This is a genomic window from Gordonia sp. NPDC057258 (assembly GCF_042668985.1).
Lineage (GTDB): Bacteria > Actinomycetota > Actinomycetes > Mycobacteriales > Mycobacteriaceae > Gordonia > Gordonia hongkongensis.
Window position 1 is genome coordinate 41,805 of sequence record NZ_JBHUXZ010000014.1, and the last position, 13,714, is coordinate 55,518.

The window sequence follows — 13,714 nt, forward strand, 5'->3', positions numbered from 1 at the left end:
CGGGCGGTAGCGTTCTCTCCATGGCGAGCAAGCTGCAGCACACGGTGTCCTATCCCTTCTCCACCGCGCGTCTGTGGGCGATCTACACCACCGAGAAGTACTGGCACGACCTCGTCGAGCGCATGAACTCCGGGCACGGGCATGTCGAGAAGGTGACCATCAGCGAGGACACGGTCACCGTCGAGATCCAGCAGGGCATTCCCGCCGACAAGCTGCCCTCCGCGGTCACCAAGGTCATGCCCGGCGACCTCCGAATCCCGCGCAAGAACACGTACCGCCTGGTCGGCGACCGGATCGAGGGGGAGACACATGCCACGGTCGAGGGGGCGCCGGTGCCGGTCGACGTCACCGGCACCACCGTGACGTCGGGTGACCCGGCGACCACCGACAACCGCGCCGAGGTGTCGGTGAATCTCCCGCTGTTCGGCGGGAAGATCGAGAAGTCGGTGGTCAGCGAGCTGTCGGCGCTGCTCGACGCCGAGCGCGGACACACCGTCGAGTGGGAGACCGAGAATCCGCTGACGTAGCCTGGTCTGCATGGCACGACGGCTCAGCTACTCCGCTCGGTACACGCAGTCCGCGGAGAAGCTCTACCAGGCCCAGAGCATCAAGCAGTACTGGGACGACATGATGGCGGGCTTCCAGATGATCTCCCCGCATTGCGAGGTCGATTCCTTCGTCTCCGACGAGACGGGTATCCGGGTGGTCCTCAAGCAGACGATCGGGCGCGACCAGCTGCCCGCGCTCGCGCAGACGGTGATGAAAAAGGACATGGTCATCACCCGCGAGGAGACCCTGGGCCCGTTCGACCCGGACAACACCAAGGGCACCTACAACGCCTCGATCCCGGCGGGACCGGGCAGCCTCAACGGCTGGCAGGAGCTGTTCCCCACCGAGAACGGTGGCTGCACGATCCGCCGGACCAGTGAGGCGAAGGTCTTCGTCCCGTTCGTCAACGGCAAGCTCGAGCAGATGATCCTGATCAACCTCGTCGACCTGTTCCGCGCCGAGGCCGAGTACGCCAAGGACTGGGTCGACAAGAACTTGTGATCCGAGCCGGCCGCCCGTCCGTCAGGTCCGAGCGCATCGAGCACAGACCGCAGGGCCGGGTCACCCGGGGCACGACGAACATCAACCGGCTCCGGCGGGTGGACCGGTGGATGGTCCACTCCCCGCGGGTGCGTGCCGCCCTGGACGTGCCCCGGCCGCTGGTCGTCGACCTCGGCTACGGTGCGCGTCCGGACACGACCGTCGAGATGGCCGAACGGCTCCGCGCGGTCGCCCCGGATCTGGAGATGGTCGGTCTCGAGATCGACCCCGCCCGCGTGGTCGAGCCCCGCGCCGGCGTGCGGTTCGGGCTCGGCGGCTTCGAGCTGGGCGGCCTGCGGCCGCGCGTGGTGCGTGCGTTCAACGTCCTGCGCCAGTATGACGAGAACGAGGTCGACGACGCATGGGCACGAATGCGCTCCGCGCTTGCGCCGGGCGGGGTCATCGTCGAGGGCACGTGCGATGAGATCGGCCGACGGTGCAGCTGGGTCCTGCTCGACGCCGACGGGCCGGTGAGCTTGACCCTCAGCTGGGCGCCGGAGCATTCGGACCGTCCGTCGGACCTGGCCGAGCGACTGCCCAAGGCGCTGATCCATCGCAACGTGCCGGGTGAGCGGATCCATACGCTGCTGGCCCTGGCCGATCAGTGCTGGGACATCGCCGCGCCGCTGGCGCCGTACGGCCCGCGCGCCCGGTGGGTGCATGCGGTCGGTCTGCTGCGCGACCGTGGGGTCGACTGCGAGGTGCCGCGGCGCCGCCTGTCCGACAACGTGCTCACGGTTCCCTGGGAGACCGTCGCACCGGCTGGATAATGTGGCCGTCATGCGTGTCGCGATGGCCCAGATCAGTTCGACCGACGACCCCACCGCCAACCTCGAGACGGTGCGTGCGGCCACCGCCGACGCGGCGTCACGCGGCGCCGAGCTCGTCGTCTTCCCCGAGGCCACGATGTGCCGGTTCGGGGTGCCGCTGAAGCCGGTCGCCGAGGATCTCGACGGTCCGTGGGCGCGCGGGGTGTCCGAAGTCGCCGCGGCGTCGGACGTCACGGTGGTGGCCGGGATGTTCACACCCGCCGGCGACGGCCGGGTCCGCAACACCGTCGTCGTAGCACACCCGGACGGGACACGCCGCGGGTACCACAAGATCCATCTCTACGACGCCTTCGGATTCACCGAGTCGAAGAATGTGGCCGCCGGAGCGGAGCCGCTGACCTTCGCGGTCGGCGACGTCACCGTCGGCGTGGCCACCTGCTACGACATCCGATTCCCCGCATTGTTCACCCACCTCGCACGGAAGGGCGCCCAGGTGATCGTGGTACCCACGTCGTGGGGTTCCGGACCGGGCAAACTGCGTCAGTGGGAGGTGCTCGCCTCGGCCCGGGCGCTGGACTCGACGACCTTCGTCGTGGCCGTCGACCAGGCGTTTCCCACCGACGACGCGGCCGCGTCGTCGAGCGCGCCGACCGGAATCGGACACAGCCAAATCACAGACCCATTCGGTACGTTGGTCGCCGCGTATCCGGATAGCATCCGGGTGGACGTGCACGACCTCGACCTAGCACTGGTCGAGAAGGCCCGTACGCAACTGGCAGTCCTCGCCAACGAGCGCCCACTGCCGGTCGGCGGCGAGACGGACAACGACGTGACGCCGGCCCACACGCGGCTCCGCGAGTCAGACGACCCAGGACGGAACCCATGAGCGACAGCAACACGCCCCGCCCCGATTCCTCATCCGGGGACAACGCCGACGCAACCGGCAAGCACGATCCGAACACGAACAACCCCGGCGATCCCGATCCCGCGACCGGTGAGCCGACCTCGACGGGCCAGGGCGGTGAATGGCGTTCGGTGTCCGGCGCCGAACAGGGCGATCCGCCCGCGACCGAGCAGTTCGCGACCGAACCGATCGTCCCGGGAGCGCAGGCCTACTCCGCCATCCCCCCGTCCGACGCGGACACGGCCGACATCGGCGGAACCAAGCCCCCCACGTCGCAGTTCCCGCCCGGCGAAGATCCCTACGGGCCCGGCACCGCGTCGGGACCGATCGCGCCGGAAACCGGCGGCCCGACCGGCGGTGGTCCGGTCATGACGTCGCCGCGCAAGAAGCGCAGCACGGGAAAGATCGTGGCCTTCAGCCTCGTCGGTGTGCTGCTCCTCGCGGTCATCGCCGCGGTCGGCAGCGAGCTGTACCTGCGCAACAAGGTCACCAACTGTCTCGAGGAATCCTTCAGCGGGCTGACCGGCGTGCCGACCGAGGTGTCGCTCAGCCGTAAGCCGATCCTCCTGCAGGGCAGCGGCGACATCCCGTTCGTACAGGTCGACACCGATGACAGCGCCGGGGGCGTCCGTCTGCACATGCGTGCCGACGGCATCTCGGGCACCGAGAACTCCACCGACATCCAGAGTCTCGACGGCACGGGTTTCATCCCCTACGAGCGGATCGTCGAACTCAGCAAGGAGCAGGCCGGGGCGTCCGGTCAGAGCACCGGCACTCCGACCGGGGGCGTCGGCGCGGTCGAGCAGATCACCGGCAATGCGGCCGATGGCACCTTCGAGGTGCAGGCAGCGTTCCCGGTCATGGTCTTCCAGGTGCCGGTGTCGGCGACCATCAAACCGGTGCTGAACGACGGGCGGGTCGACTTCGAGGTCGTGAAGGCCAGCGCCCTGGTCTTCGGCATCCCGCCGGATTTCGCGCAGCAGATCGTCGACCAGATCACGACGTCGTCGCTCGGCCCGTTCTTCGACGAGGTGCAGGTCGACTCGCTCGAGGTGACCGACAGCGGGCTCGAGTTCGCCATCAGCGGTTCGGACGTGCAGCTGACCAGTGAGATGACCGGCACGTCGTCGCAGAGCCAGTCGGGCGGTTGCTCGGTCTGACCGGGACTGGGACTCAGACCGCCGGCGGCGGGTCGACGGTCAGGAACCAGACCGTCGGTCCGTCGGTCAGCGTGAACTCTCCGTAGACCCGGCCGCCCCACTTCCGTGCGTACACGTCGACCATGTGGGCGTCGGCCGTGCTGGCGGTGACCGGCGACCCCGCGCCGAGGGCCTCCTGCAGGACGGGTTCGAGCATCGCCGCGAGAGTGCCGTTCCTTCGATGGGCCGGGTGGACGAGCGCGAACACGATGCTGTGCGCGGAATCGATCGCGAGCGCACGCGATTTCTCCTGGAGTTCACGGAATCGTGGAATCAAACCATCCAGGGCGGTCACGAAATGGCGTGTACGGTTCGCCAGTTCGTCGTCGACCGGTTGGGTCCGATGATCGGGGCCCGCCACCGCGATCAGTCCGGTCAATTCCCCGGTGGTGGCGAACAGGCCCCGCAGGCCCGGTAGGAGATCGGTGAAGAGGACGTCGCCATACCACCGGAACACTTCGGGCGGGGAGTTCTCGCCCAGGAGCCATCGATAGACCGGGACCTCCTGCATTCCCGCCGCGAGAAGGTCGAGCGCGGGCGGGCGGTCGGCGGCCGTCAACGACCGTGATCGAGTCCCGGTCGCGTGAATGCTGACCATTGTTCCATGCCACCATGAAATCCCCGCGAATGTTTCCGGTCGGGTGTATTCCGCGGTCGATGGCACGAGATTCATGTGTTGTTTAGAACGGCATTTGAGAACCCAAACCAAGAATTATTCATATCGCAGGACGATTCCGTGATCGGTCTGTAACGTCGCCCCCGAGTCGTGTGACCAGGTGAGACGCGCGACCGACACTCAGGCATCTCACCATCATCAGAGGAGACGGATATGGCAGGCATAGTCGAGGGCGGTCTCGCGGGTGCGATCGGAGGCGCGGTCGAGGCGATCATCGGCGGGCTCGGTGACGCGGGTTCGATCGGCGGCGGTTCGCTCGGTGGCAGCGATTCGGAGACCTGAATCGACCCGACTCACCACCGGTTCAGCAGTTGATGGCCCCGACGGCATCAATTGCTGAACTGTTTCTGGGCCGAGTCAGTATTTGACGCAGGCGTCCGGACGTTGCATTTTCGATGCATTACACGGGTGATCACATTCGATTTCCGATGATTTCAATTCGGGCAACGTTGCGCTTTCAGCAGGGAAAACGCTGTTTCCGTGGGTCCGATTGTTGCGATATGCGAAAGCTGGTTTCGCTGATAGGGGAGACATTCCCGAAATGAATATGTAACGTCGGCGTCGAGCCGACGCACGGGTGAGAGCGGACGGTGATCGACGAACAATCTCACCGATGACGAAGGGAGCAGATATGTCTGACGCAATCGAGGGTGGCATCTCCGGCGCTATCGAGGAGATCATCGGCAACCTGGTCACCGGTTCGCTCGGTGGCGAGGAAGAGACCCCCGCCGGCTGAGTGCCCAGACTTTGCAACCGCCCCGCGACGGAAGTCGCGGGGCGGTTCGCTGTGTGGGGCCCTCAGTTGAAGACGACGGTCTTACGTCCGTGGACGAGCACCCGGTCCTCGAGGTGCCACCGCAGGCCTCGGCTGAGCACCAGGGCCTCGATGTCGCGGCCCTGTCGGACCATGTCGGCGACCGAGTCGCTGTGGTCGACGCGGATGACGTCCTGTTCGATGATCGGACCGGCGTCGAGGTCGGCGGTGACGTAGTGGCAGGTGGCGCCGATCAGTTTCACACCGCGCGCGAAGGCCTGATGATAGGGCCGGGCGCCGATGAAGCTGGGCAGGAAGCTGTGGTGGATGTTGATGGCCCGCCCGGCCCACGCATCGCACAGCTGCGGCGGCAGGATCTGCATGAAGCGCGCGAGCACCACGGCGTCGGGGTCATAACCCTCGACGATCCGCCCCAGCTCGCCGAAGGCCTCGGCCTTGCGCTCGCTCGCGAACGGAACATGGTGGAACGGGATACCGAACCGAGTGGCCAGGTCTTCCAGTTCGCGGTGGTTGCCGACGACCGCCCGGATGGCCGCCGGCAGTTCTCCACGATGTGCACGTCCGAGCAGGTCGATGAGGCAGTGGGTCTCCTTGCTCACCAGGAGGACCACGGACTTCGTCTCTCGCGAATCGGTGAGGCGCCAATCCGTTTCGGGTCCGAGTTTGGCGGCCACCTCCGACGCGAAGCGCGCGCGCAGTTCGTCCGCGGTCGACGACACCGAATCCGCGCGGATGGCCTGGCGGGTGAAGAACCACCCGGTCTCCTCGTCGGAGTGATAGGCCGCCTCGGTGATCCAGCCCCCGACATCGGTGAGGAAGGTCGAGATCCGCGCCACGATGCCGGTGCGGTCGGGGCAGCCGAGCGTCAGCACGTAGCGGCGCTCGGTCTGGTCTGTCGGGATCGTCTGTGCGGGGGCCACGACAGTCAGTGTGCCAAGCTCGTCGGTGTGACGAACAAGGACCTGCGACGCGGCGACGTCGCCGCCATCATCGACCACACCTTGCTCAAACCCGAGGCGACCCGGGCCGACGCGGAGGCCACGGTCGCCGAGGCCGCACGACTCGGGGTGCTCGCCGTCTGCCTCTCGCCGTCGATGTTGCCGATCGACACCGGGGAACTGCGGACCTGTGTCGTGGCCGGGTTCCCGTCAGGGAAACACCACTCGCTGGTCAAGGCGGCCGAGGCGCGTCTGGCCGTCGACTCCGGGGCCGACGAGATCGACATGGTGATCGATGTGGGTGCGGCCGTCGACGGCCGGTTCGACGAGGTGTTCGCCGACGTCCTGACCGTCCGGGAGGCCGTCGGCGACGACACCCTCCTGAAGGTGATCATCGAATCGGCCGCGCTGCTGCAGTTCGCCGGGCCTGACACCGTCACCGAGGTGTGCCGCCGCGCCGAGCGGGCCGGTGCGTCGATGGTGAAGACGTCGACCGGGTTCCATCCGGCGGGCGGCGCGAGCGTCGAGGCGGTGCAACTGATGCGCGCCGCGGTGAGCGACCGGGTGGGAGTCAAGGCGAGCGGTGGCATTCGGACCGCCGAGGCGGCCGCTGAGCTCATCGCCGCGGGGGCGACCCGGCTCGGGCTGTCCGCGTCGGCCGCCGTGCTCGACGGATTCCCCGTGTAGGCGGCCGGCCGCGGATCTGCGGACCGGCATCGGTCACGCCAGGGCGGAGACCTTGGCGTCGAGGTCGGCCATGACCAGGCTGGCGTTGACCGCGGCACCGGCGGACACGCCCTCGCCCATGGCGACGGTCACCATCGCATGCACGGTGGTGGTGTTGCCCACCGCCCATACGCCCGGCAACGCGGTCTCGCCCATCGGGCCGGTCCCGACCAACCCGTCCATCGGGCCGTCGTCGAGGGTGCCGCCGAGTCGCTCGTAGAGGTCGCCGCGGACGATGAATCGCGGCGAGACGACCACCGCGTCGGCCTCGACCACGGTGCCGTCGGTCAGGAGCACGCCGTCGAGGTGGGCAGAACCGTTCTCCGCGCGCGTCCGGACGCGCTCGACGCGGGCGTCGACGATGTCGATGCCGACCGCGGCGAAGTGCGACCGGTCGTCGTCCGACAGGGCGTCGGGATCGTGCGCGACCACGGTCACCCGGTCGCTGAGCTGGCGGAACATCAGTGCCTGATGCGCCGACATCGGGCTCGTCGCGATCTGCACGATGCGTGTTCCGCGGACCTCGTAGCCGTGGCAGTACGGGCAGTGCAGCACATCGTGTCCCCACAACTCCGCGACGCCGGGGAGGTCGGGGAGTTCGTCGACCAGGCCGGTCGCCAGGATGAGGCGACGGGCCGCGACGACCTCGCCGGAGGACAGCCGCAGGGTGAAGTCGTCGACGGTGCCGGCCGCGTCGACGACTGTGCCGGAACGGATCTCGGCGCCGTATCCCGTCGCCTCCGCCCGGCCGCGGGCGAGTAGCTCCAGGGGTGCGATCCCGTCCTGCCCCAGCACATTGTGGGCGCCGGCCGCCGGTGCGTTGCGCGGTTGCCCCGCGTCGATGACCACGACCTTGCGCAGTGATCGCGCGAGGACGGTCGCGGCGCTGAGTCCGGCAGCTCCGCCGCCGACGATGGCCACGTCGTATTCGGTTGTGGGGAAATCTTTTCGGGCGGATGAGGAGTTGGTCATCGTTGCTCGCTCTCGGGGGTGGGAATGGGGGAGGTGCGCGGCCGGGCGATCCAGAGGAGTCGTCCGGCGGCGAGGGCCAGGTCATCGAGACGATTCCGCGCGTCTGCCTCGGTCAAGTCGTCGAGCAGGGCGAGGTCGGCGGGTTCGAGGGTGTCGGCCAAACGGTGCCGGAACTGGGCGAACCAGTGCCGGGCGTACCGCGCGACCGAAGGGCTCGGGTCGCTGCGCCGGACGTGGACGGTCTCGGCGCGGAGTACCTCGTAGTCGACGTCGTCAAACGCGTCGGTCCAGTCCACGAGCGCTTCCCACCCGGCCCCGGCGGCCGCGGTCTGACAGCGGTCCTGCAGCCCGAGCAGTTCGGCGTCCTCGTGGGCGGGGACGAAACGCGGGACGCCCGCCATCTCGGTGATCACGACGATGCCGTCCGGTCCGAGCGAGGTCGCGGCCTCCCGCAACAGGCGCTGCGGATCGGCGACGTGATGTAGCGACATCGCCGCCCACACGACGTCGGGCATTCCGAGCGGCGGCAGTCCGTCGTCGAGATCGGCGACGACGGCGGTCACTCGATCGTCGAAACCGCCCTCCCGTGCGCGTCGTTCGACGAGCGCGACCATGTCGGACGACCCGTCGACCGCCAGGATCGAGGCCTGTGGGAAGCGGCGAGCGAGCGCCTCGGTGCCGGTGCCGGTCCCCGCCCCGAGGTCGGCAATGCGCGCGGGTACGCGCCCCAGGGTCTCCGCGACGAGACGGGCGGCGTCGCCGAGGTAGTCGGCCATGAGCTCGGCGTCGAGGTCGAGGACCGCGGCGAGCCGGGCGTGGTTGTGGTGGTCGGCGTGGTTCGCGTGCTCGTGATGTGCGCCGGTCGGATAGGGATGGTGCGTGCTGGTCATGACCTCACGGTAGCGCCGGCATGCCCGGATGGCATAGAATCTTGCCAATGACGCAAGAACTCGACGCGGTGGTCCGCCAGCGCATCCGCGGCCTCCGCATCGCCAGGGGCTGGACGCTCGACGCGCTCGCCGCCCGGTGCTATCTGTCGCCGTCCACACTGAGTCGGATCGAGACCGGGCATCGGCGGGTGGCGCTCGACCAGCTCGTGCCGATCGCCCGCGCGCTGGGCACGACCCTGGATCAGCTGGTCGAACCGGCGGACGACACCGACGTCGTGATCCGGCCCCAGCCGCACGAGGTGGAGGGCATGACGATGTGGCTGCTCTCGCGGGAGAACGCCCCACAGGGTGTCACCGTGGCGAAGATGCGGTTCGACCGCGAGCAACCCGTCGGTGACCTGCGCGTCCATCCGGGCTACGAATGGTTCACGGTGCTGTCGGGAACCGTGAGGCTGTGGCTGGGCGACCGCACGATCCTCGTGCCCGAGGGTGACGCCGCGGAATTCTCGACGATGATCCCGCACGCCATCTGCGCCTATCAGGGCCCGGCGGAGGTGCTGTCGATGATGGACCACGCCGGCGAGCGCGCGCACCTGCCGTCCGTGCGAACCGGACGCGCGGCCCGCGACGACGACGCCCCGGACGCCTGACCACCTGCCCCGCAGCCTCACACCACCGATGCGAGGCGGCGCATCGGTACTGTTGTTGCGGTGATGACTCCCCAGACCTCGGTGAACCGACGCTCCGTGCTCGCCGCGGCCGGGGTCGGAGCGCTCGGGGTCGCGGTGGCGGCCTGCTCCGGCTCCGGCCTCGGCCCCGGAGACGACACACCGGCCGACCCGCCGGTCACCCTGACTTTCACCCCGGCCCTCGATGCCGAGCCGGCCACCCCGACCGCCGAGTTCTCGGTCAAGGCGACCGACGGTTCTCTCAACCCCGACGTGAAGCTGACCAACCCGCGCGGCGTCGTGGTGAAGGGTCAGTTGTCAGAGGACCGGACGACCTACACGATCGGAGAGCCCCTCGGTTACGGCACCGAATACACCTGGAGCGGAACGGCGGTGGGTCTCGATCGCAAGGTCGTGCCGGTCGCCGGGACGTTCACCACGCTGCAGCCGTCGAGTCAGGTGAACGTCGTCGTGAACATCGGCGACGGTCAGGAGGTCGGCATCGCGGCGCCGATCATCCTGAAGTTCAACGGGACGGTCGAGGACAAGGAGGCCGTGGAGCGGGCGCTGACCGTCACCACCACACCACCCACCGAGGGGTCGTGGGCGTGGCTCGGCGAGGACAACGGCTCCCGCGTGCACTGGCGCCCCCGCGAGTACTACGCACCCGGCACGAAGGTCGGCATGGCAGCCAAGCTGTACGGCCTCGACCACGGCGGCGGCGCGTACGGAGCGGCCGACGTGACCAGCGACTTCACCATCGGGCGGGCCCAGGTGGTGAAGGCCGAGGAGTCCTCGCACCGGATCGTGGTGCTCCGCGACGGTGTCGAACTCATGGCGCTGCCGTGCAGCTACGGCGGCGGCGACCTCGACCGGAACGTCACGCGCTCGGGCATCCACGTGGTCACCGAGAAGTACGAAGAGTTCTTCATGAGCAACCCGGCCGCGGGTTACTTCAACATCCGGGAACGCTGGGCCGTGCGGATCTCCAACAACGGCGAGTTCATCCACGCGAACCCGGCGACCGTGAACGTGCAGGGATCGGCGAACGTCACCAACGGATGCATCAACCTGTCGGAGGCCGACGCCGAACGCTACTTCCGGGTCGCGGTCTACGGCGACCCGGTGGAGGTGACCGGGACGCGGATCGCGTTGTCGGAGGCCGACGGCGACATCTACGACTGGATCTACGACTGGGAGACCTGGCAGGGCATGTCGGCCATCAAGGGCGAGGTCCGCGAGACCTCGGTCCCGGCCACGCCCAGCGGGGCGCCCACCTCGAACGCCCCGGCCCCGCGCTAGCCGTTAGCCGGTCTTGATGTTCCGCCGGGCCGAGGCCTGATCGCGCGGCTTGAGGATGATCTGGTCCAGGTTGACGTGCGGCGGCCGGGACGCGACGAACCCGATGACCTCGGCAACGTCCTCGGCGACGAGCGGTGTCAGGCCCTCGTAGACCTTGTCGGCGCGTTCCTGGTCGCCCTCGAAGCGGACGAGGGAGAAGTCGGTCTCGACCATGCCCGGCGCGATCTCGGTGAGCCGGACCGGCTTCCCGAGGAGTTCATAGCGCAGGGTCCGGTGGGTGACACCCTGCGCGTGCTTCGCCGAGGTGTACCCGGCGCCATTGTCGTAGGCCTCGAACGCCGCGATCGAGGTGACGGTGACGATCAGGCCGTCACCCGACGCGATGAGTGCGGGGAGCAACGCCTTGGTGACCCGCAGGCTCCCCAGCACGTTGGTCTCCCACATCCAGCGCCAGTCGTCGAGGTCGGCGGTCGACACCGGGTCGAGTCCCTTGGCGCCACCGGCGTTGTTCACCAGCACGTGCACCGTGTCGAGGCCGTCGACAAAGGCGGCCACGGACTGCTCGTCGGTGACGTCGAGTTGTCTTCCGGTGCCGCCGATCTCGTCGGCCAGCGCGGTCACCCGATCGACCCGGCGCGCCCCCAGCACCACGTGGAAGCCCTGCGAGGCGAGCTGTCGCGCGGTGGCCGCGCCGATCCCCGAACTGGCGCCGGTGACCACGGCGATCGGTCGGTTGTCCGTCGACTGGGAGGCGTTGTCGGTGCTCATGGGCTCAACCTTACGGACCGCGCTGCTACATTCGTCGCATGCGTGGGGGAGTGATCCCGGCGGCGCTGCAACTGACCTCCACTCCGGCGGCGGCGGTACTGCACGCGATCCGGGTCGGCGGACCGGTGACGCGGGATCAGCTCGCCGCGACGACGGGTCTGTCGCCGGCCACCATCAACCGTCAGGTGCACGCGCTGGCCGCTCACGGTCTGGTCGTCGAACGCCCCGATCTCGCCGGGCCGAAAGCGATTGGCCGGCCCAAGAATCCGCTGACCATCGACCGCGACTCGCTGTGCGTCGCGGGTATGCACATCGGTGCCCGTCGGACCGTGCTCGTCATCGCCGACCTCGGCGGCCGCACACTGCACAGTCACGCCGTGCTGACGCCGACCGGCGATCAGGAGGACGCGCTCGCGCACCTCAGCGGACTGCTCGCCGAACTCGCCGCCCGGTTCAGCGGGCGGCGGGTGCTGTGGGGAGGTGTCGCGGTCGGTGGCGCGGTCGATGCCGAGACCGGGGTGGTGAACCACCGGGTCCTGGGCTGGCATCAACTCGCCGTGGGCGCAACACTTGCCGGGAGCCTCGACACGCCGGTGTCGGTCTGTGAGCACGTCGAGGCGATGGCGGCCGCCGAGTTGCTCCTGTCGCATCCGCGCGACGACGGGGGTTCTGGGCTGTTCTTCTACGCCCGCGAAACGGCCGGGATGGCAATGACTCTCGACGGCCGCGTGCACGTACCGGAGCGTGGCGCGGGCACCATCGCGCACTTGCCGGTCACGGCTCCGGTGCTCGCCCCCGGGCTCACCCGGGTCCGGTTGCAGAACGTCATCGGCAACGACGCCGCGGAGGTCGCGGCGCGTCGGCTGGGGATCAGCCCGACCTCGGCCCGGATCGCCGACGAGCGGGCCCGGGTGCTGGGAGAGTCGGTCGCGCTCATCCGGGATGTGATCAACCCCGATGCCATCGTCGTGGCCGGCGACGCGTTCGCCGCACACCCGCACGGGCTCGCGCCGGTGCAGGCGGCCTTCGACGAGGCGACCACGCTGACCTGGCCGCTGGAGATCGCGCCGTCGAGATTCGGTGTGCGCGTGCAGGAGAGCGCGGCGGTCGTGGTGGCGCTCAGCGTCATCTACGCGGATCCGATCGCGGCGATGGCGACGCTGTAGACAGGCCGTCGGCCCGCCTGCCTCTGCCGTCGTCGCACGCATCCCCTACGGTGTGTCCATGACGCTGCCCCGCGATGTATCCGCACGGCTCGAGGTGCGGGTCGACGACCCCACCGAACTGGAGATGCAGATCACCGTCGCCCGATTGCCCGGCCTCCAGTTGGAAGAAGAACTCGAGGTCGAATTCGACGGACAGTCGGTGACGCCCGAGGAGATCATCGGGCCGCACGGTTCCCGGATCCATCGGCTGCAGCTCGAGCGGGGTCTGCTGACCATCGACTACCGGGCGTCGGTCCTCACGCCCGCCGATCCGCTGCCCGTCGACATCACCGACCGCTCGACGTACCTGCGGCCCAGCAGATATGCCGAGTGCGACAAGTTCTTCGGCTTCGCCGCGGGTCAGTTCGACGCATCGTTGCCCGACGGGGAGATCCTGACCCAGGTCGCCGCATACGTCTCGGACCGCCTCAGCTACATCCCCGGGACTTCCGACCCCATCGACGGCGCCGCCGACACCCTGCTCGCCGGTGCCGGGGTCTGCCGCGACTACGCGCATCTCGTCGTCGCGCTGCTGCGGGCCCTGAACATCCCGGCCCGCCTCGTCGCGGTGTACGCCCCAGGGTGTTCGCCGATGGATTTCCACGCCGTCGCCGAGGCGATCGTCGACGGTGAGTGGGTGGTGGTCGACGCGACCGGGCTTGCCCCACGTCAGAGCCTCGTGCGGATCTCGACCGGCCGCGATGCCGCCGACACCGCGTTCCTCGACAACCATCGCGGGTCGATCAACCTCAACTCCTACGAAGTGACGGCGACGGTGCGCGGCGAGCTGCCGATCGACGACGGGAATGGGCGCGTCCGGATAGGGTGAGCG

The 13,714-nt window shown here is 68.8% G+C and carries 16 protein-coding genes; 11 read left to right on the forward strand and 5 right to left on the reverse strand.

Annotated features, from left to right (window positions below):
- Nucleotides 1-20: 20 nt before the first annotated feature.
- The 5 genes from ACFUEJ_RS12255 to ACFUEJ_RS12275 all read left to right on the forward strand — a co-directional run bounded on the left by ACFUEJ_RS12255 (nucleotide 21) and on the right by ACFUEJ_RS12275 (nucleotide 3,923).
- Entirely contained in the window at nucleotides 21-527 is a 507-nt protein-coding gene (locus ACFUEJ_RS12255; RefSeq protein ID WP_137810494.1) for a DUF2505 domain-containing protein, read from the forward strand.
- 10 nt (nucleotides 528-537) lie between these two features.
- On the forward strand, nucleotides 538-1,050 hold the full coding sequence (locus tag ACFUEJ_RS12260; protein ID WP_058251265.1) for a DUF2505 domain-containing protein: 513 nt from the start codon (nucleotides 538-540) through the stop codon (nucleotides 1,048-1,050).
- Nucleotides 1,051-1,160: 110 nt separating this feature from the next.
- Entirely contained in the window at nucleotides 1,161-1,859 is a 699-nt protein-coding gene (locus ACFUEJ_RS12265; protein WP_226512403.1) for a class I SAM-dependent methyltransferase, read from the forward strand.
- 10 nt (nucleotides 1,860-1,869) lie between these two features.
- A complete protein-coding gene (locus ACFUEJ_RS12270) occupies nucleotides 1,870-2,745 on the forward strand; it encodes a carbon-nitrogen hydrolase family protein (RefSeq protein WP_388029644.1) in 876 nt (291 codons plus the stop codon).
- Nucleotides 2,742-3,923, forward strand: a complete 1,182-nt coding sequence (locus ACFUEJ_RS12275; RefSeq protein ID WP_388029647.1) for a hypothetical protein — start codon at nucleotides 2,742-2,744, stop codon at nucleotides 3,921-3,923. Before ACFUEJ_RS12270 ends, ACFUEJ_RS12275 begins: the two co-directional genes overlap by 4 nt.
- 13 nt (nucleotides 3,924-3,936) lie before the next feature.
- On the opposite strand, the gene ACFUEJ_RS12280 is transcribed toward ACFUEJ_RS12275, so the two are convergent.
- Complete coding sequence (locus ACFUEJ_RS12280; protein WP_058251263.1) at nucleotides 3,937-4,560, reverse strand: hypothetical protein; 624 nt, start codon at nucleotides 4,558-4,560, stop codon at nucleotides 3,937-3,939.
- A 231-nt stretch (nucleotides 4,561-4,791) separates the two neighbouring features.
- On the opposite strand from ACFUEJ_RS12280, the gene ACFUEJ_RS12285 reads away from it, so the two are divergent.
- On the forward strand, nucleotides 4,792-4,920 hold the full coding sequence (locus ACFUEJ_RS12285; protein ID WP_264186680.1) for a hypothetical protein: 129 nt from the start codon (nucleotides 4,792-4,794) through the stop codon (nucleotides 4,918-4,920).
- A 516-nt stretch (nucleotides 4,921-5,436) separates the two neighbouring features.
- Here ACFUEJ_RS12285 and purU read toward each other — a convergent pair.
- On the reverse strand, nucleotides 5,437-6,333 hold the full coding sequence (gene purU / locus ACFUEJ_RS12290) for a formyltetrahydrofolate deformylase (RefSeq protein WP_058251262.1): 897 nt from the start codon (nucleotides 6,331-6,333) through the stop codon (nucleotides 5,437-5,439).
- Nucleotides 6,334-6,360: 27 nt separating this feature from the next.
- Here purU and deoC point away from each other — a divergent pair, with 27 nt between their 5' ends.
- Nucleotides 6,361-7,038, forward strand: coding sequence for a deoxyribose-phosphate aldolase (deoC, locus tag ACFUEJ_RS12295; RefSeq protein ID WP_175404302.1), 678 nt, complete (start codon nucleotides 6,361-6,363; stop codon nucleotides 7,036-7,038).
- A 33-nt stretch (nucleotides 7,039-7,071) separates the two neighbouring features.
- On the opposite strand, the gene ACFUEJ_RS12300 is transcribed toward deoC, so the two are convergent.
- Nucleotides 7,072-8,049: an NAD(P)/FAD-dependent oxidoreductase gene (locus ACFUEJ_RS12300; RefSeq protein WP_058251261.1), complete on the reverse strand. Its 978-nt coding sequence runs from the start codon at nucleotides 8,047-8,049 to the stop codon at nucleotides 7,072-7,074.
- Nucleotides 8,046-8,939 carry a trans-aconitate 2-methyltransferase gene (locus ACFUEJ_RS12305; protein WP_058251260.1) on the reverse strand — a complete coding sequence of 298 codons (894 nt, stop codon included), beginning with the start codon at nucleotides 8,937-8,939 and terminating at the stop codon, nucleotides 8,046-8,048. The genes ACFUEJ_RS12300 and ACFUEJ_RS12305 overlap by 4 nt, the downstream gene beginning before the upstream one ends.
- Before the next feature lie 47 nt (nucleotides 8,940-8,986).
- On the opposite strand from ACFUEJ_RS12305, the gene ACFUEJ_RS12310 reads away from it, so the two are divergent.
- Together ACFUEJ_RS12310 and ACFUEJ_RS12315 are read left to right on the forward strand one after the other, a co-directional pair.
- Entirely contained in the window at nucleotides 8,987-9,589 is a 603-nt protein-coding gene (locus ACFUEJ_RS12310; protein ID WP_058251259.1) for a helix-turn-helix domain-containing protein, read from the forward strand.
- A gap of 63 nt (nucleotides 9,590-9,652) precedes the next feature.
- Nucleotides 9,653-10,909: an Ig-like domain-containing protein gene (locus ACFUEJ_RS12315; protein ID WP_058251258.1), complete on the forward strand. Its 1,257-nt coding sequence runs from the start codon at nucleotides 9,653-9,655 to the stop codon at nucleotides 10,907-10,909.
- A gap of 3 nt (nucleotides 10,910-10,912) precedes the next feature.
- On the opposite strand, the gene ACFUEJ_RS12320 is transcribed toward ACFUEJ_RS12315, so the two are convergent.
- The gene (locus ACFUEJ_RS12320) at nucleotides 10,913-11,677 is read right to left on the reverse strand and encodes an SDR family NAD(P)-dependent oxidoreductase (RefSeq protein WP_058251257.1); all 765 of its coding nucleotides are present in this window, start codon (nucleotides 11,675-11,677) and stop codon (nucleotides 10,913-10,915) included.
- Between the two features lie 38 nt (nucleotides 11,678-11,715).
- Between ACFUEJ_RS12320 and ACFUEJ_RS12325 the strand changes: the two genes are divergently transcribed.
- Together ACFUEJ_RS12325 and ACFUEJ_RS12330 are read left to right on the forward strand one after the other, a co-directional pair.
- Entirely contained in the window at nucleotides 11,716-12,843 is a 1,128-nt protein-coding gene (locus ACFUEJ_RS12325; RefSeq protein WP_058251256.1) for an ROK family transcriptional regulator, read from the forward strand.
- A 58-nt stretch (nucleotides 12,844-12,901) separates the two neighbouring features.
- Nucleotides 12,902-13,711 carry a transglutaminase family protein gene (locus tag ACFUEJ_RS12330; protein WP_058251255.1) on the forward strand — a complete coding sequence of 270 codons (810 nt, stop codon included), beginning with the start codon at nucleotides 12,902-12,904 and terminating at the stop codon, nucleotides 13,709-13,711.
- Nucleotides 13,712-13,714: the final 3 nt, after the last annotated feature.

Excerpts from the sequence above, each read along its gene's own strand:
- ACFUEJ_RS12255 (WP_137810494.1), top strand. The coding sequence starts at position 21 with ATGGCGAGCAAGCTGCAGCACACGGTGTCCTATCCCTTCTCCACCGCG.
- ACFUEJ_RS12260 (WP_058251265.1), top strand. The coding sequence starts at position 538 with ATGGCACGACGGCTCAGCTACTCCGCTCGGTACACGCAGTCCGCGGAG.
- ACFUEJ_RS12265 (WP_226512403.1), top strand. The coding sequence starts at position 1,161 with ATGGTCCACTCCCCGCGGGTGCGTGCCGCCCTGGACGTGCCCCGGCCG.
- ACFUEJ_RS12270 (WP_388029644.1), top strand. The coding sequence starts at position 1,870 with ATGCGTGTCGCGATGGCCCAGATCAGTTCGACCGACGACCCCACCGCC.
- ACFUEJ_RS12275 (WP_388029647.1), top strand. The coding sequence starts at position 2,742 with ATGAGCGACAGCAACACGCCCCGCCCCGATTCCTCATCCGGGGACAAC.
- ACFUEJ_RS12280 (WP_058251263.1), bottom strand. The coding sequence starts at position 4,560 with ATGGTCAGCATTCACGCGACCGGGACTCGATCACGGTCGTTGACGGCC.
- ACFUEJ_RS12285 (WP_264186680.1), top strand. The coding sequence starts at position 4,792 with ATGGCAGGCATAGTCGAGGGCGGTCTCGCGGGTGCGATCGGAGGCGCG.
- ACFUEJ_RS12300 (WP_058251261.1), bottom strand. The coding sequence starts at position 8,049 with ATGACCAACTCCTCATCCGCCCGAAAAGATTTCCCCACAACCGAATAC.
- ACFUEJ_RS12305 (WP_058251260.1), bottom strand. The coding sequence starts at position 8,939 with ATGACCAGCACGCACCATCCCTATCCGACCGGCGCACATCACGAGCAC.
- ACFUEJ_RS12310 (WP_058251259.1), top strand. The coding sequence starts at position 8,987 with ATGACGCAAGAACTCGACGCGGTGGTCCGCCAGCGCATCCGCGGCCTC.
- ACFUEJ_RS12315 (WP_058251258.1), top strand. The coding sequence starts at position 9,653 with ATGACTCCCCAGACCTCGGTGAACCGACGCTCCGTGCTCGCCGCGGCC.
- ACFUEJ_RS12320 (WP_058251257.1), bottom strand. The coding sequence starts at position 11,677 with ATGAGCACCGACAACGCCTCCCAGTCGACGGACAACCGACCGATCGCC.
- ACFUEJ_RS12325 (WP_058251256.1), top strand. The coding sequence starts at position 11,716 with ATGCGTGGGGGAGTGATCCCGGCGGCGCTGCAACTGACCTCCACTCCG.
- ACFUEJ_RS12330 (WP_058251255.1), top strand. The coding sequence starts at position 12,902 with ATGACGCTGCCCCGCGATGTATCCGCACGGCTCGAGGTGCGGGTCGAC.